The organism is Streptomyces sp. 2323.1, from assembly GCF_900221035.1.
Taxonomy (GTDB): domain Bacteria; phylum Actinomycetota; class Actinomycetes; order Streptomycetales; family Streptomycetaceae; genus Streptomyces; species Streptomyces sioyaensis.
This window is the reverse complement of sequence record NZ_LT907981.1, coordinates 5790938-5805534: the sequence shown is the minus strand read 5'-3', so window position 1 is coordinate 5805534 and position 14597 is coordinate 5790938. Positions and strand designations below refer to the sequence as shown.

Genomic DNA, 14597 nt, shown 5'->3' with positions numbered 1-14597 from the left:
GTGAAGGATCCGGGCCCGGCGGCTCCCCTTTTCCTTTGCGGGCGACCCGTGCCAGCATGGACGGGAGTCCGGGGACACCGTCAGGGTGCCTCGAGATCAGGAACAGGAGCCGTCACCATGACGCAGCTTTCGCCTGCCCAGAAGCCGGTCGCCAAGTCTCTGTACGGGGGATCCGGCTCGCGCCGGATCACCGTCCGGGACATCGCCGCCGCCAAGGAGCGCGGTGAGAAGTGGCCGATGCTCACCGCCTATGACGCGATGACCGCCTCCGTCTTCGACGAGGCCGGCATCCCCGTACTGCTCGTCGGCGACTCGATGGGCAACTGCCACCTCGGCTACGAATCCACCGTGCCGGTCACCCTGGACGAGACCGTCATGCTGTCCGCGGCGGTCGTCCGGGGCACCACGCGCGCCCTCGTCGTCGGCGACCTGCCGTTCGGCACGTACCAGGAAGGGCCGGTGCAGGCGCTGCGCAGCGCCACCCGGCTGGTGAAGGAAGCCGGTGTGGGCGCCGTCAAGCTGGAGGGCGGTGAGCGCTCCGCCGACCAGGTCGAGCTGCTGGTGTCGTCCGGCATCCCGGTGATGGCCCATGTCGGCCTGACCCCGCAGTCGGTCAACGCCTTCGGCGGCTACCCCGTCCAGGGACGCGGCGAGGAGGCGGCCCAGCAGCTGCTGCGGGACGCGAAGGCGGTGCAGGACGCCGGTGCGTTCGCGGTCGTCCTGGAGGCCGTACCCGCCGAGCTGGCCGCCGAGGTCACGAGGTCGCTCGCGATCCCGACCGTCGGCATCGGCGCGGGGTCGGACTGCGACGCCCAGGTGCTGGTCTGGACCGACATGGCCGGCATGACGGCCGGCCGCCTGCCGAAGTTCGTCAAGCAGTATCTCCAGATGCGGGAGTTGCTCGGCGGGGCGGCGAAGGCCTTCGCGGAGGAGGTCGTCGGGGGAACGTTCCCCGCCGAGGCGCACACGTTCCACTAGGCCTCCCACGTTGTCGGCTGACCCGCCGTGGGTGTTACTCGCCGTTGCGCTTTGCGGCGCGCCGTACGTTTTCGGCTTTCCCGCCGTGGTTGCTTCTCGCCGTTGCGCCTGCGGCGGGCCGAGTGGGTGTCGGGTGCGGTGACGGACCTCCGGGGTCGGTGTGTGGGACTGCTTCGCTTTACGTCCCACACACCGACCCCTCCGGCCCGTCCCCTCCCGTGGGTGGAGTGAGTGACGGTGAGTGGGGGCGCGCCACGGTAGCCAGCTCACTGCGACCGACTAGGCACACCGGACCACCTACAAACACCCCCACCGGCCTGATTCCTCCCCCACCACGGGAGGGGCCGAGCCGCAGGACGAAGTCCGGAGGAGCGGCACCGCACCCAACAACCCACGCCCGCCGCAGGCGCAACGGCGAGACGAAACACGGCGGGACAGCCGACAACGTGCGGTCGCGCCGCAAAGCGCAACGGCGACAAACCACCACGGCGGCACAGCCAAAAACGTGGGAAGCCGAAAAGCGCCTTGTAGGCGGACTGTCGGCACGTTGTCGGCGCCAGCTGACACCGTGTTGGTATGACGCGACAGACGATATCCACCAAGGGCGGCAACGCCGTGGAGGTGCGCGGTCTGGTCAAGCACTTCGGCACGGTCAAGGCCGTCGACGGAGTGGACCTGGACGTGAAGGAAGGCACCGTGCTCGGGGTACTCGGCCCCAACGGCGCCGGCAAGACGACGCTCGTACGCTGCCTGTCGACCCTCCTGGTGCCGGACGCCGGCCGGGCCGTGGTGGCCGGCTACGACGTGGTGCGCCAGCCCCGCGCGCTGCGCCGCACGATCGGTCTGACCGGGCAGTACGCCTCGGTCGACGAAAAGCTCTCCGGCTGGGAGAACCTCTACATGATCGGGCGGCTGCTCGATCTGTCCCGCAAGGACGCCCGGCGCCGCGCGGACGGGATGCTGGAGCGGTTCTCGCTGACCGAGGCCGCCAAGCGGCCCGCGGCCAAATACTCCGGCGGGATGCGCCGCCGGCTGGACCTCGCCGCCTCGATGATCGGCCGTCCGACCGTGCTGTATCTGGACGAGCCGACGACGGGCCTGGACCCCCGCACCCGCAACGAGGTGTGGAAGGAGGTCCAGCGCATGGTGCGCGACGGCGTGACGGTGCTGCTGACGACGCAATACATGGCAGAGGCGGAGCAGTTGGCCAACGAGCTGACGGTCATCGACCGCGGCCGGGTGATCGCCACCGGCCGGGTCGACGAGCTGAAGGCCAAGGTCGGCGGGCGGACGCTGCAGATCCGGCCGGCGGACCGGGGCGCACTGGACGGGATGGTGGGCGCCATCGCCCAGGCCGGTCTGGACGGCGTCACGGGTGCCACCGCCGACCACGACGAAGGTGTGGTCAACGTACCGATCATCAGCGACGAGCAACTGACCGCGGTGGTCGGGGTGCTGGGCCAGCGGGGCTTCGCCCTCGCCGGCATCAGCACCCATCTGCCCAGCCTGGACGAGGCGTTCCTGGCCATCACCGGCCACAAGACCTCCGAGGCCGGCGCATCCGAGGACGACAGGGACCAGCCGTACGCGGAGGTGTCGGCATGAGTGCCGCAACGATGGCGGCACCGCCGCTGAAGGCCGGAGCCGACGAGGGCCGGATCGGCGTCCGCGCCAATCTGCGGCACATCGGGGCGCTGGTGCGGCGCAACGCCCTGCAGATCAAGCAGGCCCCGGAGTCGATGTTCGACGCCCTGCTGATGCCCGTCATCTTCATCCTGCTGTTCGTCTACGTCTTCGGCGGCGCGATCGCCGGCAAGGGCAGACAGGACGACTACGTCCAGTACTTGGTGCCCGGCATGATGGGCATGATGGCCATGAACATCGCCACGGCGGTCGGCACGGGCGTCAACGAGGACTTCCGCACGGGCGTCATGGACCGCTTCCGGACGATGCCCATTGCGCGGTCCTCGGTCCTGATCGCCAAGATCGTGGTCGAGCTCGGCCGGATGCTGATCGCCACCACGATCCTGCTCGCGATGGGCTTTCTGCTGGGCCTGGAGATCAAGGGCGGCACCCTGCCCTTCCTCGCCTCGGTCGCGCTGTCGGTGCTCTTCTGCGCCGGCCTGATGTGGATCTTCATCCTGCTCGGGCTGGCGATGAAGACCCCGCAGGCGGTGCAGGGCACGGCGATGCTGATCCTGATGCCGCTGCAGTTCGGCTCGTCCGTCTTCACCGCGCCGACCTCGATGCCCGGCTGGCTGGAGGCCTTCACCAAGGTCAATCCCCTCTCGACCCTGGCGGACGCGTCCCGTGCCCTGATCGACGGCCGGGGCGCGGTGCTGCACCCGACACTGATCACCCTCGGCTGGGTGGTCGGCCTCACGGCCGTCACCATGCCGCTCGCGGTGGCGAAGTTCCGTAAGAGGACCTGACGTGCGTCCCGCAGGGGACCTCCTTGCGGGACGGCCCTTAGGGCGTGTCTTTCGGATCACCCCGGGGCCGCGACGCTCCCCCAGCTACCGCTGGGAGGTGCCCCCAGGCACGGCACCTCGCGGCGTTGTCGCCTCACCCGAGTACGCCCAGTACGCGGGTGAGGCTCCGCCTTGCGAGGCACCGCACCAGACGCCGCGGCCTGATCCGGGCTGATCCAAAAGACACGCCCTAGCCCGGCTCGCGTCAGATGAGGGCGGTGGCCTCCGCCAAGGAGAGGCCGCCGCCTTCGGCGTGCGCCCGGTCGTAGGCCGGATCGCCCAGCAGCGCCCGCGCCGCCGCCGCGGCCCGGGCCCGTTCCTCGCGGATGACCCGCCGCGGGACATGGCTGCTCGACGACAGCGCGTCGTACGCGCCCACCAGCCGGGCCGCGTCCCGCCCGGCCGCCGCGCCCCGCAGGGCCATCAGCACCCGGGCCCCGGTGAGGAGCTGTACCACCGGCAGCTCCGGCGCCACCATCTCCGTCATGGAGTCCTTCATCAGCCGCAGCGCCTCCCGGAACCTCGGCAGCAGCCCCTCCAGGCGCCCCTCGTCCAGATCCAGCGAGACCAGCAGCGCCTGCAGCATCCCGGCGAACATCTCCGGCGGGTGCGGGGTGAACAGGTTCGCCACCCGCTCCAGTTGCGCCCGCGCCTCCGCCGGACGCCCGGTCATCGCCAGCCGCATCGCGAGGGTGATCCGGGCGAACGGCTCGGTGTCCCGGCCGCTGTTGCCCTTCGCGGCCTCGGCCAGCACCTCGCGCAGCAGCCGCTCGCCGGCCTCCCCCTGGCCGTCCTCGATCAGCGCGCCGCCCAGCCGGCAGCGCAGCAACAGGGTCTGGCCGTGCGCTCCGAGTTCCTCGGCGTGCACCATCGCCGCCCGGTAGTCGCGGGCCGCGAGCGCGTACTCGCCGCGCTGTTCATGGGTTTCGCCGCGCCCCGCCAGCGCCTCGGCCGCGCCCCACGCGTCGCCCAGCTCCTGGAAGATCCGCAGCGCCTCGTCGGCATCGCGGGCCGCCTGTCTCAGCCCGTCGGGGCGTTCGTTGAGGACCTTGGCGCGCAGTTGCAGGACGAAGGCCAGCTCCCAGGCGTAGCCGAAGGCGCGGCAGGCCCGTACGGCGCTGTCGACGAGCTCCGTCAGCTGCTCGAAGCGCCCGGAGATCATCACCGCGTAGTGCCACATCACGCCGGGGACCTTGCAGGTCTGCGGCATGCCGGTGCGGTAGGCGGCGAGGATCCCGGCCAACTCCTCCTGCATCTCGGGCTCGCGCAGCTCCCGGATGTCGCTGTCCCGGCTGGCGAGCGCGACCAGCCGGACCTCCCGGCGGGCCTCGACGAGCTGGTCGGGGGCCATCGGCGGCGGGCTGTCGATGGGGCTCTCGGGCAGGTCGGGGGCCGGTTCGACGGGCGGGGCGAAGGGGTTGGGGCCGATCGCGGCGGCCGCCGACGACCAGTGGCGGGCGTCGCCGCGGTGGTCGCGCAGCGACCAGAACCACTGGAGGGACAGCACCAGGCACAGTGCCTCGTGCTCGTCACGGGCGGCGACGGCGCGGCGCAGCGCGGTGCGCAGGTTGTCGTGCTCCAGCTCCAGCCGCTCCATGGCCGCGCGCTGGCCGGGACCGCGCAGTAACGGGTCGGTGGTACGCGCCAGTTCGCGGTAGGCGACGAGATGGCGGCGCTCGGCACCGGCCCGCTCCCCCGCCTCGTCCAGCCGCTCGCCGGCGTACTCCCCCACCGTCTCCAGCAGCTGGTAGCGCATCTGTCCCCCGGCACCGGGGCGGCCGTCGCCCTCCCCCTTGCCGGCGGGGGCCGCCACCACCAGCGACTTGTCGATCAGCGAGCCGAGCAGCGCGGCCACCTCGCGCCGGTCGACGCCGCCGCCCGCGCACACCTCTTCGGCGGCGGCCAGGTCGCAGCCGCCGGAGAAGACGGACAGCCGGCGCAGCACGGCCCGTTCGGGTTCGCCGGTCAGGTCCCAGGACCAGTCCACGACCGCGCGCAGCGTCTGCTGCCGGGGCAGCACGGTCCGGCTGCCGCTGGTCAGCAGCCGGAAGCGGTCGTCGAGCCGGTCGGCGAGCTGGCGCGGGGAGAGCAACCGCAGCCGGGCCGCGGCGAGTTCGACGGCGAGCGGCAGCCCGTCCAGCCGCCGGCAGATCTCGGTGCAGGCCGCCGGATCGTCCTCGATACGGAAGCCGCTGCGGGCGGCGGCCCCGCGGTCGGCGAGCAGCCGCAGCGCGACCGCATCGGGCAGCGGCTCGACCGGCCGCAGCACCTCGCCCGGGACGGCCAGCGGCTCCCGGCTGGTGGCCAGCACCGTCACCCCGGGGCAGTGGGCCAGCAGCCGCTCGGCGAGTTCGGCGGCGGCACCAATCACATGCTCGCAGTTGTCGAGCACCAGCAGCATCCGGCGGCCCGCGCAGTGTTCGGCGAGCCGGGCGAGCGGGTCCAGGGCGGTGGCGTCGGTGGCGGCGCGCAGCCCCTCCGCGGTGCTGCTGCGCACCACGGTCTCTCGGGCGCCGAGCGCGGTCAGCACCGCCTCGGGCACGGTCTGCGGATCGTCCACCGGTGCCAGCTCGGCCAGCCAGACGCCGTGCGGCCAGGCGTCCGGCAGCGCGGCCGCGGCGCTCTCCGCGCCCTCCTGGGACAGCCGGGTCTTGCCGGCGCCGCCGGGCCCCAGCAGCGTCACCAGCCGGTGCTCGGCCAGATCGGACCGGAGCGCCGCCAGATCGGCGTCCCGGCCGACGAAGGAGGTGAGCCGGGCGCGGAGGTTGCCCCGGCGGGGGTGGGCGGAGCCGGGAGCGGGGGCGGTGGCATCGTCGGCCGGGGAGCCGGTGCCGTACGGCGTGCCGGGCGCGGCGGCGGTCTCCGGGAGCGGGGACGAGGGTCTTGTGGCGGGCTGCGGGCGCAGCAGTTCCGCGTGCAGGGCGCGCAGTTCGGGGCCCGGGTCGGTGCCGAGGCGGTCGGCGAGGCCGGTGCGGATCTCCTCGTAGGCCGCCAGCGCTTCCGCCGGGCGGCCCGCGGCGCGCAGGGCGCGCAGCCGCAGGGCCTGGAGCGGCTCGTCGAGCGGATGCTCCTGGCACAGCGCATGGAGCTGCGGCAGCGCCCGGTCGGCCCGGCCCAGGGCGAGTTCGGCGGCGAGGCGGGTGCGCTGGGCGTCCAGCCGGCGGCGCTCGGCGCCCGCCGCCCAGGAGCCCGCGTCCGGAAGATCGGCGAGGGCCGGGCCGCGCCACAGCGCCAGGGCGTCGTCGAGCAGCGCGGCGGCGCGGGCCGGGTCGGCCTCGCCGAGCGCCCGGCCGCCCTCCGCCACCAGCCGTTCGAAGCGGTGCAGATCGATCGCGTCGGGCTCGGCGCACAGCCGGTAGCCGCCGTCGGCCGAGGCGACCGCGGCGTGCCCCAGGGCGCGGCGCAGCCGGCCGACCAGCGCCTGGAGCGCACCGGAGGCGTCGCCGGGCGGGTCCGCGCCCCAGATGTCGGCGATCAGCACCTCGGGCGGCAGCGCCCGGCCGGGGCGCAGCGCGAGGGCGGTGAGCAGCGCACGCAGACGTGCGCCGCCGAGAGCGACGGGGGTGCCGTCGGCCCGGCCGGCCTGGGTGGTGCCGAGAATTCCGTAGCGCACCGGCCCATTGTCGTGCACGGCGGATCCCGCCAGGCATCGAGCATCCCTTTCCGGGGCAGGGGCCTCGGGACGGCGCCCGGGGAAGGTGCCCTGGGCACGCGCTCGTTCAGGGGGCCCGTGCGCCGCCCGCCGTGCCGCGGATACGGTCGGGGCTGTCCCTCACCGACTTCGGGAGCCCGCACCATGGCCACAGCATTCCGCCGCGCGGACCGTCGCGTCAGCCCGGTCTTCCTTGCGCTCGTCGCCGTGATGGCGGTGTCCGGCTGGGCCGTGTGGAGCGAGCAGCTCGCGGAGAACACCGGTGGCGCGGTGTTCGTGTTCGTGGTGTCCGGCTGGGTGGTGTCGCTGTGCCTGCACGAGTACGCCCATGCCCGCACCGCGCTGCACAGCGGCGACCTCTCGGTGGCGGACAAGGGCTATCTGACGCTGAACCCGCTGAAGTACACCCATGTGCTGCTCAGCATCGTGCTGCCGGTGATCTTCTTGCTCATGGGCGGGATCGGGCTGCCGGGCGGCGCGGTGTTCATCGAGCGCGGCCGGATCCGCGGCCGCTTGCGGCACAGTCTGATCTCCGCGGCCGGGCCGCTGACGAACGTGCTGTTCGCCGTGGTGTGCACGGCGCCGTTCTGGCTGCACGGGCTGGACGGGGTGCCGGTCCCGTTCCGGTGTGCGCTGGCGTTCCTGGCGCTGTTGCAGGTGACCGCCGCGATCTTGAACCTGCTGCCGGTGCCCGGGCTGGACGGCTACGGCGTGATCGAGCCGTGGCTGTCGCACTCGCTGCGGCGGCAGGTGGAGCCGATCGCCCCGTTCGGGCTGCTGCTGATCTTCGGCCTGCTCTGGGTTCCGGAGCTCAACCAGGCGTTCTTCGACCTGGTCCACACGGTCCTGGGCGCGCTGGGCGTCTCGGAGCTGTACAGCTATCTGGGCCAGGAGTTCTTCCGCTTCTGGCAGGGCGCACCGCAGATCGGCGGAGTCTCCTAGGGCGCCCGTCCGGCGGCGCGGGGCCGGGTCCGGGTCAGCCGGCCGCCCCGGCCTGCTGCGCCTCCTGCTTGGACTTGCGCACGTAGAACCACGCCATGTTGCTGGAGATGCCCGCCAGCAGGATCCAGACGATGCCGACGAAGCTGCCTTCGACGAAGGCGACGACGGCCGCGGCGACGGACAGGACGCACACGGCGAGGGCCATCAGGGCGAGCCGCCGGGTCGGGCCGGGCGCGGGCAGGAAGGACATGGGGGCTCCTGTCGGGAGTGGTGCGGTCCGTCCCAGTGTCCCCCATGCCCGGCGGGCGCCGTCCGGCGGTCCGGCGGCTCGACGGCCGCCGGACCGGACCGGGCGCCGGCGGCGGGCGGTCGGCGCCGGGCGTCCGGCGGGCGACGTCGAGCGGGCCGACGTCCAGCGGGCCGGCGTCCGCCTCAGACATCCCGCTCAGACGTCGGTGATCCGCAGACCCGCATGCGCCTTGTAGCGCCGGTTGACCGAGATCAGGTTGGCGACCAGCGACTCGACCTGGTGGGCGTTGCGCAGCCGGCCGGCGAAGACGCCGCGCATGCCGGGGATGCGGGCGGCCAGCGCCTGCACCAGATCGGTGTCCGCGCGGGACTCCCCGAGCACCATCACATCGGTGTCGATCTGCTCGGTCCCGGGGTCCTGCAGCAGCACGGCGGACAGATGGTGGAAGGCGGCGGTGACCCGGGACTCCGGCAGCAGGGCGGCGGCCTGCTCGGCGGCGCTGCCCTCCTCGGGCTTGAGCGCAAAGGCGCCCTTCTTGTCGAAGCCGAGCGGGTTGACGCAGTCGATGACCAGCTTGCCGGCCAGCTCCTCGCGCAGCGCCTGGAGGGTCTTGGCATGCCCCTCCCAGGGCACGGCGACGATCACGACATCGCTGCGGCGGGCACAAGCGGCGTTCTCCGCGCCCTCGATGCCCAGGCCCAGCTCGTCGGCGGCGGTCTGTGCGCGCTCCAGGGCGCGGGAGCCGATGATCACCTTCTGGCCGGCCCGGGCGAGCCGGTAGGCCAGGCCGCGGCCCTGGTCGCCGGTGCCGCCCAGGACGCCGACCACCAGGCCGGAGACGTCCGGGAGGTCCCAGGGGTCACGCTTGAGGGCGGCCTTCACGCGGGTCGCGACGTTCTCGGACCGGGCATCGTCAGGAGTAGTCATGACAGTGATGGTGTCACGCGCCGACGGCGAGCCGGGCAGGCCCTCGACGGCGGTCAGGACCGTCACGCCGTCAGGCCTTCACGCTGCCCTCGGTCAGGCCCGTGCGCCAGTACCGCTGGAGCACCGTCATCAGCACCATCAGCGGCACCACGGACAACAGGGCACCGCCCACCGTGTACTGGTAGAGCACCGGCTGCCGGTCGGCGTAGCCGGTCCAGGAGGTCAGGCCCAGCTGGACCGGATAGAGGTCGGAGTCCGAGAGCATCACCAGCGGCAGGAAGTAGTTGTTCCAGATGTGGACGAACTGGAACAGGAAGACGGTGACCAGCGCCGGGGTCATCAGCCGCAGCCCGAGCCCGCCGAAGATCCGGGCCTCGCCCGCGCCGTCGATCCGGGCCGCCTCCAGCAGCGAGTCGGGGACCGCGGCGGCCGCGTAGATCCGGCAGAGGTAGACGCCGAACGGGCTGACCATGCTCGGGATCAGCACCGCCCCGTAGGTGTTGGACAGGCCCATCGCGCTGAAGAGGAAGTAGAGCGGCAGGGCGAGTGCGGTGCCGGGGATCAGCACCCCGGCTAGCACCACGTTGAAGACCGCCTCCCGCCCCCGGAAGGGGAATTTGGCCAGCGCATAGCCGGCCGCGGCGGACAGCAGGGTGGCGCAGACCGCCCCGGTCCCGGCGTAGAAGAGGGAGTTGGCGAACCAGCGGGCGTAGATGCCGTGGTCGTAGGTGAGGACGTCGACGAGGTAGTCGACGGGGTGCGGATGGTCGGAGAACCAGAAGCCGAAGGTGCCGAAGAGGTCGGCGCTGTTCTTGGTGGCGGAGACGGCCAGCCAGTAGACGGGCACCAGGAAGTAGAGCGCGGCGACGGTCAGCAGCGAGGCGGTGATGATCCGGTGGCGGACCGGGGGCCGGGTCATCGGCGCTCCGTCCCGCGCCCGCCGACCAGCCGCAGGAAACCGAACGACAGCACACACGCCACCAGCGCGAGCAGCACCGCCTCGGCGGCCGCCACATGCTGGTTGTTGCCGACGAACGCCTCGCTGTAGGCGTGGAGGTTGGGGGTGAAGCCGGAGTCGATGGCGGAGGCCAGCGGGCGCAGCACCATGGGTTCGGCGAACAGCTGGAGGGTGCCGATGATGCTGAAGACGCAGGTGAGCACGAGCGCCGGCCGGATCAGCGGAAGCTTGATGTGCCGGGCGACCTGCCAGGCGGAGGCCCCGTCGATCCGCGCGGCCTCGTACAACTCCCCCGGTACGGCCTTGAGCTGGGCGATCAGCACCAGCATGTTGTAGCCGGTGAACTGCCAGGTGACGATGTTGGCGATGGACCACAGCACGGTGCCGCGGGAGAGGAAGTCGACGTCCCAGCCCAGCGTGCCGGCGATCTTCACCAGCGGGCTGATGCCCGGCACGTACAGGAAGCCCCACAGGATCGAGGCGATCACGCCGGGCACCCCGTACGGCAGGAAGAAGGCGGTGCGGAAGAAGGTGACCCCGCGGGCGCTCGCGCTCTCCAGCAGCAGCGCCAGCGCGGTGGCGAGCACGATCATCAGCGGGATCTGGACGGCGCCGAAGAGCAGCACCCGGCCGAAGCCGGTCAGGAACCGGTCGTCGGAGAGCGCATGGGCGTAGTTGGCGAAGCCGGCGAAGACGTCGCGCTCGTGGCCGCCGAGCCCGAGCGGGCCGGTGCGTTCGGTGGTGAACAGGCTCTGGTGGAGCGCGTAGCCGATCGGGGCGAGGAAGCACAGGGCGAAGAGGGCGAGGAAGGGCAGCAGGAACCCGGCCGCGGCGCGGGCGTGGCGGGCCCCGGTTCGGGAGGCGGGGCGCCGGCGGCCGCGCGGGGCCGGGCCGGGCCGCTTGCCGACCGCCGGCTCCGGCCGGTCCAGCGTGTCCCGGCTCACCCGCCGCTCGCCACCTTCAGGCCCTTGCCCTTGAGGTCGGCGACGGTCTGCCCCTGGACCTTCGTCAGGACGGAGCGGAAGGAACTGCCGTCGGCGAGCGCATCGGTGAAGGCGTCGCCGAGCCGCTGGTAGAGGGTGTCCACCCCCGGCCCCCACCGCCAGCTGGTGTCGACGTGTGCCCCGGCGTCCGCGAAGACCTTGCTGTACGCCTGGCCGCCGAAGAAGCTCTTGTTCGCGTCGAGGTCGGCGGTGGTGTAGCCCGTCTTGGCGCTGGGGAAGCCGTAGCCGCCGTCGATCAGCAGGGCGATCGACTCGGGGTCGGTGTTGAGCCAGACGGCGAAGTCCAGGGCGTCCTTGGGGTAGTGCGCGGCGGCGAAGACGGCGGTGGTCGAGCCGCCCCAGTTGGCGAAGGCCTGCTCGCCCGCCTTCCACTGCGGCAGCGGCGCGGCCCGCCACCTCCCCTTGGTGCCCGGTGCGTTGCCGACCAGCAGGGCGTCGCCCCAACTGGCGCCCACCCAGGCCGGGATGGTGCCGGTCTGCAGGTCCTTGTACCAGGCGTTCTGCCGGTCGGGGATGGTCTTGACGAGCTTTCGCCGGACGAGGGACTCCCAGTAGTCGGCGACCCTGCGGGTGGGTTCGTCGTCGAGGTGCACGATCCAGGTGTCGCCGTGCGTGGTGTACCACGTGGCGCCGGCCTGCCAGGCGAGGCCGGCGAAGCGGTTGCCGTTGGTGGGGGCGAAGGTCTCGATCCAGGCGCCCTTCTTGCGGATGGCCTTGGCTGCGGTCTCGTACTCGTCCCAGGTCCGCGGCGTGGGCACCTCCCACTTGTCGAAGAGGTCCTGCCGGAGGAACAGCCCCATCGGCCCGGACGCCTGCGGGATGGCGTAGATGCCCTTGCCGAAGACGGACTGCTGCCACTGCCAGCCGAAGAACTTGTCCTGGTAGCGGGAGGCGCCGAGCGGGGCGAGGTCGAGCAGCGCGTCGTCGAGGAGGAAGCTGGGCACGACGGGGAATTCGATCTGGCCGAGGTCGGGCGGGTTGCCGGCCTTCACGGCGGCGTGCATCTTCGCGTACTGCTCGCCGTTGACCGCCGAGACCTTTTCGAGCTTGACCTGCACCTCGGGGTTCTTGCGGTTCCACAGGTCGACCGGCTTGTCGATGCCGGGTACCCAGGACCAGAAGGACAGCTGGATCCGCTGTCCCTTCTTGCGTTCCCGGGGCGCCTTGTCGTCGTCCCCGCCGGCGCCGCAGCCGGCGAGCGCGAAGCCGGCGGCGAGGGCGGCCGCCCCGCCCAGGACCGTTCTGCGGGGCATCGGGTTGCTGGTCATACGAGGTCCTCCACGGGGATGCGGCGGAAGGTGAGCGTCGAGTACGCGCTGAAGTCGCCCGTCTCGTAGAGCAGTCCGAGGGTGTCGCGGTCGAGCCGGACGAGGTCCGAGTAGCCGGCCGGGAGTCCGGCGACGGGGTATGCGCCGCACCAGGTCAGGCCGTTGTCGCGGCTGGTGCGGACGGTCATCAGGGCGCGGGCGGCCGGGTGCGCGGGGCCGGAGAAGAGCAGTGCGTCGTGGTCGCCGAGGTGCAGTGCGCTGCCCTGGACGGCCGGCCCGGCAAGGGCGGCCTGCGGCCGGAAGGGCCGCACGAGGTGGGCACCGCCGTCGGCCGAGACGGCGTCGACGCGCCGCCAGGGGGCGGCCTTCGCTTCGTTGCGGGCGTTCAGATAGACGCGTCCGCCGGGGAGTTCGGCGGCGGTGGTCTCGTTGGGGGCGACGGAGGGGTCGGTGGCGCCGTCGATGGCGCCGATCCGCCAGGTGGCGCCGCCGTCGTCGCTGAGCAGGACGTGGCTGCCGTTGTAGCGGGGCTCGGTGCCGGTGTCCCCGGGGGCGGTGGGCGGGGTGGAGTGGTTGGCGGGGACGAGCAACCGCCCGGCGTACGGGCCGTGGCGCAGCCGTAACGCATGGCCGGGGCCGGTGGCGTACCACCGCCACTGCGGGAGTTTGGCCTGGTCGGTGAGTTCGCGGGGCGCGCTCCAGCCGGCGCCCTCGTCGTCGCTGTGCTGGAGCCACACCCGGCGGCCGTCGGCGGGCGGGACCTCGCCGCGGCGGATGCGGTCCTCGGTGGCGTCGGCGGCGTTGTGGACCTGGAGGAGCAGCACCCGGCCGCCGGCGAGCACGACCGGGGCGGGATTGCCCGCGGTGCCCGTGCCGTTGCGGGCGACGACCTGGAGCGGGCCCCAGGTGCGGCCGCCGTCCGCGGACCGTTTGAGGACGAGGTCGATATCGCCCCAGTCGGCCGCCGAGGAGACCCGGCCCTCGGCGAAGGCGAGGACGGTCCCGGAGCGGGCCCGGACCACGGCAGGGATCCGGAAGCTGGTGTACCCCTCGGTCCCGGCCCGGTACGGCACCGAGCTCTCGTACGCCATGGGTCACCCCCAATGGGCAAGGACGTAGGACGTCCCCTGTCCTGCGGCGACGATAGGGAGTGCCCAACTGACCGTCAAGGCGGCCCACATGACGCCGTGCGTGTCGGCAACGGCACCGCCTACAGCGGGTGACTTCCGGGTGAACGGGGGCGATGCCGACATCTCGGCGGCTTTGCCCGGCCTCGCCCGTGGCCCCGCGGCATCACCGCTGCCCGTTCTTACGGCACCCCGGCGCCCCGTTTTTGCGGCGTCGCTCGGTGCCCTGTTTCTACGGCATCGCTCGGCCCCCCGGCATCTCCGGGGCCCGGTGCCGCTACTCCGCCAGCCGCCGCCGGATCCCGTCGAAGTGCCGGTGTATCGCCTCCACGGCGCGGTCGCTGTCGCCCGCCTCCAGCGCGTCGACGATCTCCCGGTGCTGACGGTAGGTCACCTCCGGGTCGGGCCGGTCGTCGGAGAGGTCCTCGCGCACCCGGCGCAGCGCCGCCCAGAACGCGTCCAGCACCTCGCTCAGCAGGTGGTTGCCCAGCGAGCGGTACAGGGCGAGGTGGAAGGCCCGGTCGGTGGCGCTCTGCACCTCTCCGCCGCGCGCCTCCTCCGCCATCCGCTGTACCAGCCCCTTGAGGACGGCGAGGTCCTCGGCGGGCAGGTCGCGGGCGACGGCGCCGATCAGCCCGGCCTCCAGTGCCTCGCGGACCTCCATCAGCTCGTAGAGGCTCGCCTCGCCCTGGTGGTGGCGGACGGCGGCACGGAAGGCGACCCCCTCCACGAACGGCTCCAGGGTGAGTGGGCCGACGTAGGTGCCGAAGCCGTGCCGGATCTCCACGATGCGCATGGCCTGCAGCGCCTTGAGCGCCTCGCGCACCGAGTTGCGGCTGACGTCGAGCAGGCCGACCAGGTCGGCCTCGGTGGGCAGCGGATCACCCGGCGTCAGTCCGCGCTGCAGGATCAACTGCTTGATCTGCGCCTGCACATCCTCGGACATCGTCCCTCGCGCCATGGAAACTCCTTCTCCCGCTCCCGCGTCTGCCGTGCCGCCGACCCGTCCGCCACCCGCCC

General features: G+C 72.7%; 12 protein-coding genes. 4 read left to right on the top strand and 8 right to left on the bottom strand.

What is annotated here, in order from left to right; all coding sequences use genetic code 11:
• Positions 1 to 117 precede the first annotated feature (117 nt).
• From panB to CPH93_RS25005, 3 genes are all read left to right on the top strand, one after another.
• A complete protein-coding gene (gene panB / locus CPH93_RS25015) occupies positions 118 to 978 on the top strand; it encodes a 3-methyl-2-oxobutanoate hydroxymethyltransferase (protein WP_093482868.1) in 861 nt (286 codons plus the stop codon).
• 576 nt (positions 979 to 1554) lie between these two features.
• On the top strand, positions 1555 to 2583 hold the full coding sequence (locus CPH93_RS25010; protein ID WP_096214144.1) for an ATP-binding cassette domain-containing protein: 1029 nt from the start codon (positions 1555 to 1557) through the stop codon (positions 2581 to 2583).
• On the top strand, positions 2580 to 3410 hold the full coding sequence (locus tag CPH93_RS25005; RefSeq protein ID WP_096214143.1) for an ABC transporter permease: 831 nt from the start codon (positions 2580 to 2582) through the stop codon (positions 3408 to 3410). Before CPH93_RS25010 ends, CPH93_RS25005 begins: the two co-directional genes overlap by 4 nt.
• Positions 3411 to 3654: 244 nt before the next feature.
• Here CPH93_RS25005 and CPH93_RS25000 read toward each other — a convergent pair whose 3' ends face one another.
• The gene (locus CPH93_RS25000) at positions 3655 to 7062 is read right to left on the bottom strand and encodes an AfsR/SARP family transcriptional regulator (protein ID WP_096215586.1); all 3408 of its coding nucleotides are present in this window, start codon (positions 7060 to 7062) and stop codon (positions 3655 to 3657) included.
• A 183-nt stretch (positions 7063 to 7245) separates the two neighbouring features.
• Here CPH93_RS25000 and CPH93_RS24995 point away from each other — a divergent pair, with 183 nt between their 5' ends.
• Complete coding sequence (locus CPH93_RS24995; protein ID WP_096214142.1) at positions 7246 to 8043, top strand: site-2 protease family protein; 798 nt, start codon at positions 7246 to 7248, stop codon at positions 8041 to 8043.
• 34 nt (positions 8044 to 8077) lie between these two features.
• Here CPH93_RS24995 and CPH93_RS24990 read toward each other — a convergent pair whose 3' ends face one another.
• The 7 genes from CPH93_RS24990 to CPH93_RS24960 form a co-directional block, all read right to left on the bottom strand.
• Entirely contained in the window at positions 8078 to 8293 is a 216-nt protein-coding gene (locus tag CPH93_RS24990; protein ID WP_096214141.1) for a hypothetical protein, read from the bottom strand.
• A gap of 195 nt (positions 8294 to 8488) precedes the next feature.
• Positions 8489 to 9220: an NADPH-dependent F420 reductase gene (gene npdG / locus CPH93_RS24985; RefSeq protein WP_231976953.1), complete on the bottom strand. Its 732-nt coding sequence runs from the start codon at positions 9218 to 9220 to the stop codon at positions 8489 to 8491.
• Between the two features lie 70 nt (positions 9221 to 9290).
• A complete protein-coding gene (locus CPH93_RS24980) occupies positions 9291 to 10139 on the bottom strand; it encodes a carbohydrate ABC transporter permease (protein ID WP_006605988.1) in 849 nt (282 codons plus the stop codon).
• On the bottom strand, positions 10136 to 11122 hold the full coding sequence (locus tag CPH93_RS24975; RefSeq protein ID WP_093482875.1) for a carbohydrate ABC transporter permease: 987 nt from the start codon (positions 11120 to 11122) through the stop codon (positions 10136 to 10138). Before CPH93_RS24975 ends, CPH93_RS24980 begins: the two co-directional genes overlap by 4 nt.
• The gene (locus CPH93_RS24970) at positions 11119 to 12450 is read right to left on the bottom strand and encodes an ABC transporter substrate-binding protein (protein ID WP_096214140.1); all 1332 of its coding nucleotides are present in this window, start codon (positions 12448 to 12450) and stop codon (positions 11119 to 11121) included. Before CPH93_RS24970 ends, CPH93_RS24975 begins: the two co-directional genes overlap by 4 nt.
• On the bottom strand, positions 12447 to 13541 hold the full coding sequence (locus CPH93_RS24965) for a sialidase family protein (RefSeq protein WP_096214139.1): 1095 nt from the start codon (positions 13539 to 13541) through the stop codon (positions 12447 to 12449). Before CPH93_RS24965 ends, CPH93_RS24970 begins: the two co-directional genes overlap by 4 nt.
• Positions 13542 to 13854: 313 nt before the next feature.
• A complete protein-coding gene (locus tag CPH93_RS24960) occupies positions 13855 to 14538 on the bottom strand; it encodes a FadR/GntR family transcriptional regulator (RefSeq protein WP_096214138.1) in 684 nt (227 codons plus the stop codon).
• Positions 14539 to 14597 lie beyond the last annotated feature (59 nt).

Bases quoted from the DNA above. Each gene is read 5' to 3' on its own strand.
- panB (WP_093482868.1), top strand. From the start codon at position 118: ATGACGCAGCTTTCGCCTGCCCAGAAGCCGGTCGCCAAGTCTCTGTAC.
- CPH93_RS25010 (WP_096214144.1), top strand. From the start codon at position 1,555: ATGACGCGACAGACGATATCCACCAAGGGCGGCAACGCCGTGGAGGTG.
- CPH93_RS25005 (WP_096214143.1), top strand. From the start codon at position 2,580: ATGAGTGCCGCAACGATGGCGGCACCGCCGCTGAAGGCCGGAGCCGAC.
- CPH93_RS24995 (WP_096214142.1), top strand. From the start codon at position 7,246: ATGGCCACAGCATTCCGCCGCGCGGACCGTCGCGTCAGCCCGGTCTTC.
- CPH93_RS24990 (WP_096214141.1), bottom strand. From the start codon at position 8,293: ATGTCCTTCCTGCCCGCGCCCGGCCCGACCCGGCGGCTCGCCCTGATG.
- npdG (WP_231976953.1), bottom strand. From the start codon at position 9,220: ATGACTACTCCTGACGATGCCCGGTCCGAGAACGTCGCGACCCGCGTG.
- CPH93_RS24980 (WP_006605988.1), bottom strand. From the start codon at position 10,139: ATGACCCGGCCCCCGGTCCGCCACCGGATCATCACCGCCTCGCTGCTG.
- CPH93_RS24970 (WP_096214140.1), bottom strand. From the start codon at position 12,450: ATGACCAGCAACCCGATGCCCCGCAGAACGGTCCTGGGCGGGGCGGCC.
- CPH93_RS24965 (WP_096214139.1), bottom strand. From the start codon at position 13,541: ATGGCGTACGAGAGCTCGGTGCCGTACCGGGCCGGGACCGAGGGGTAC.
- CPH93_RS24960 (WP_096214138.1), bottom strand. From the start codon at position 14,538: ATGGCGCGAGGGACGATGTCCGAGGATGTGCAGGCGCAGATCAAGCAG.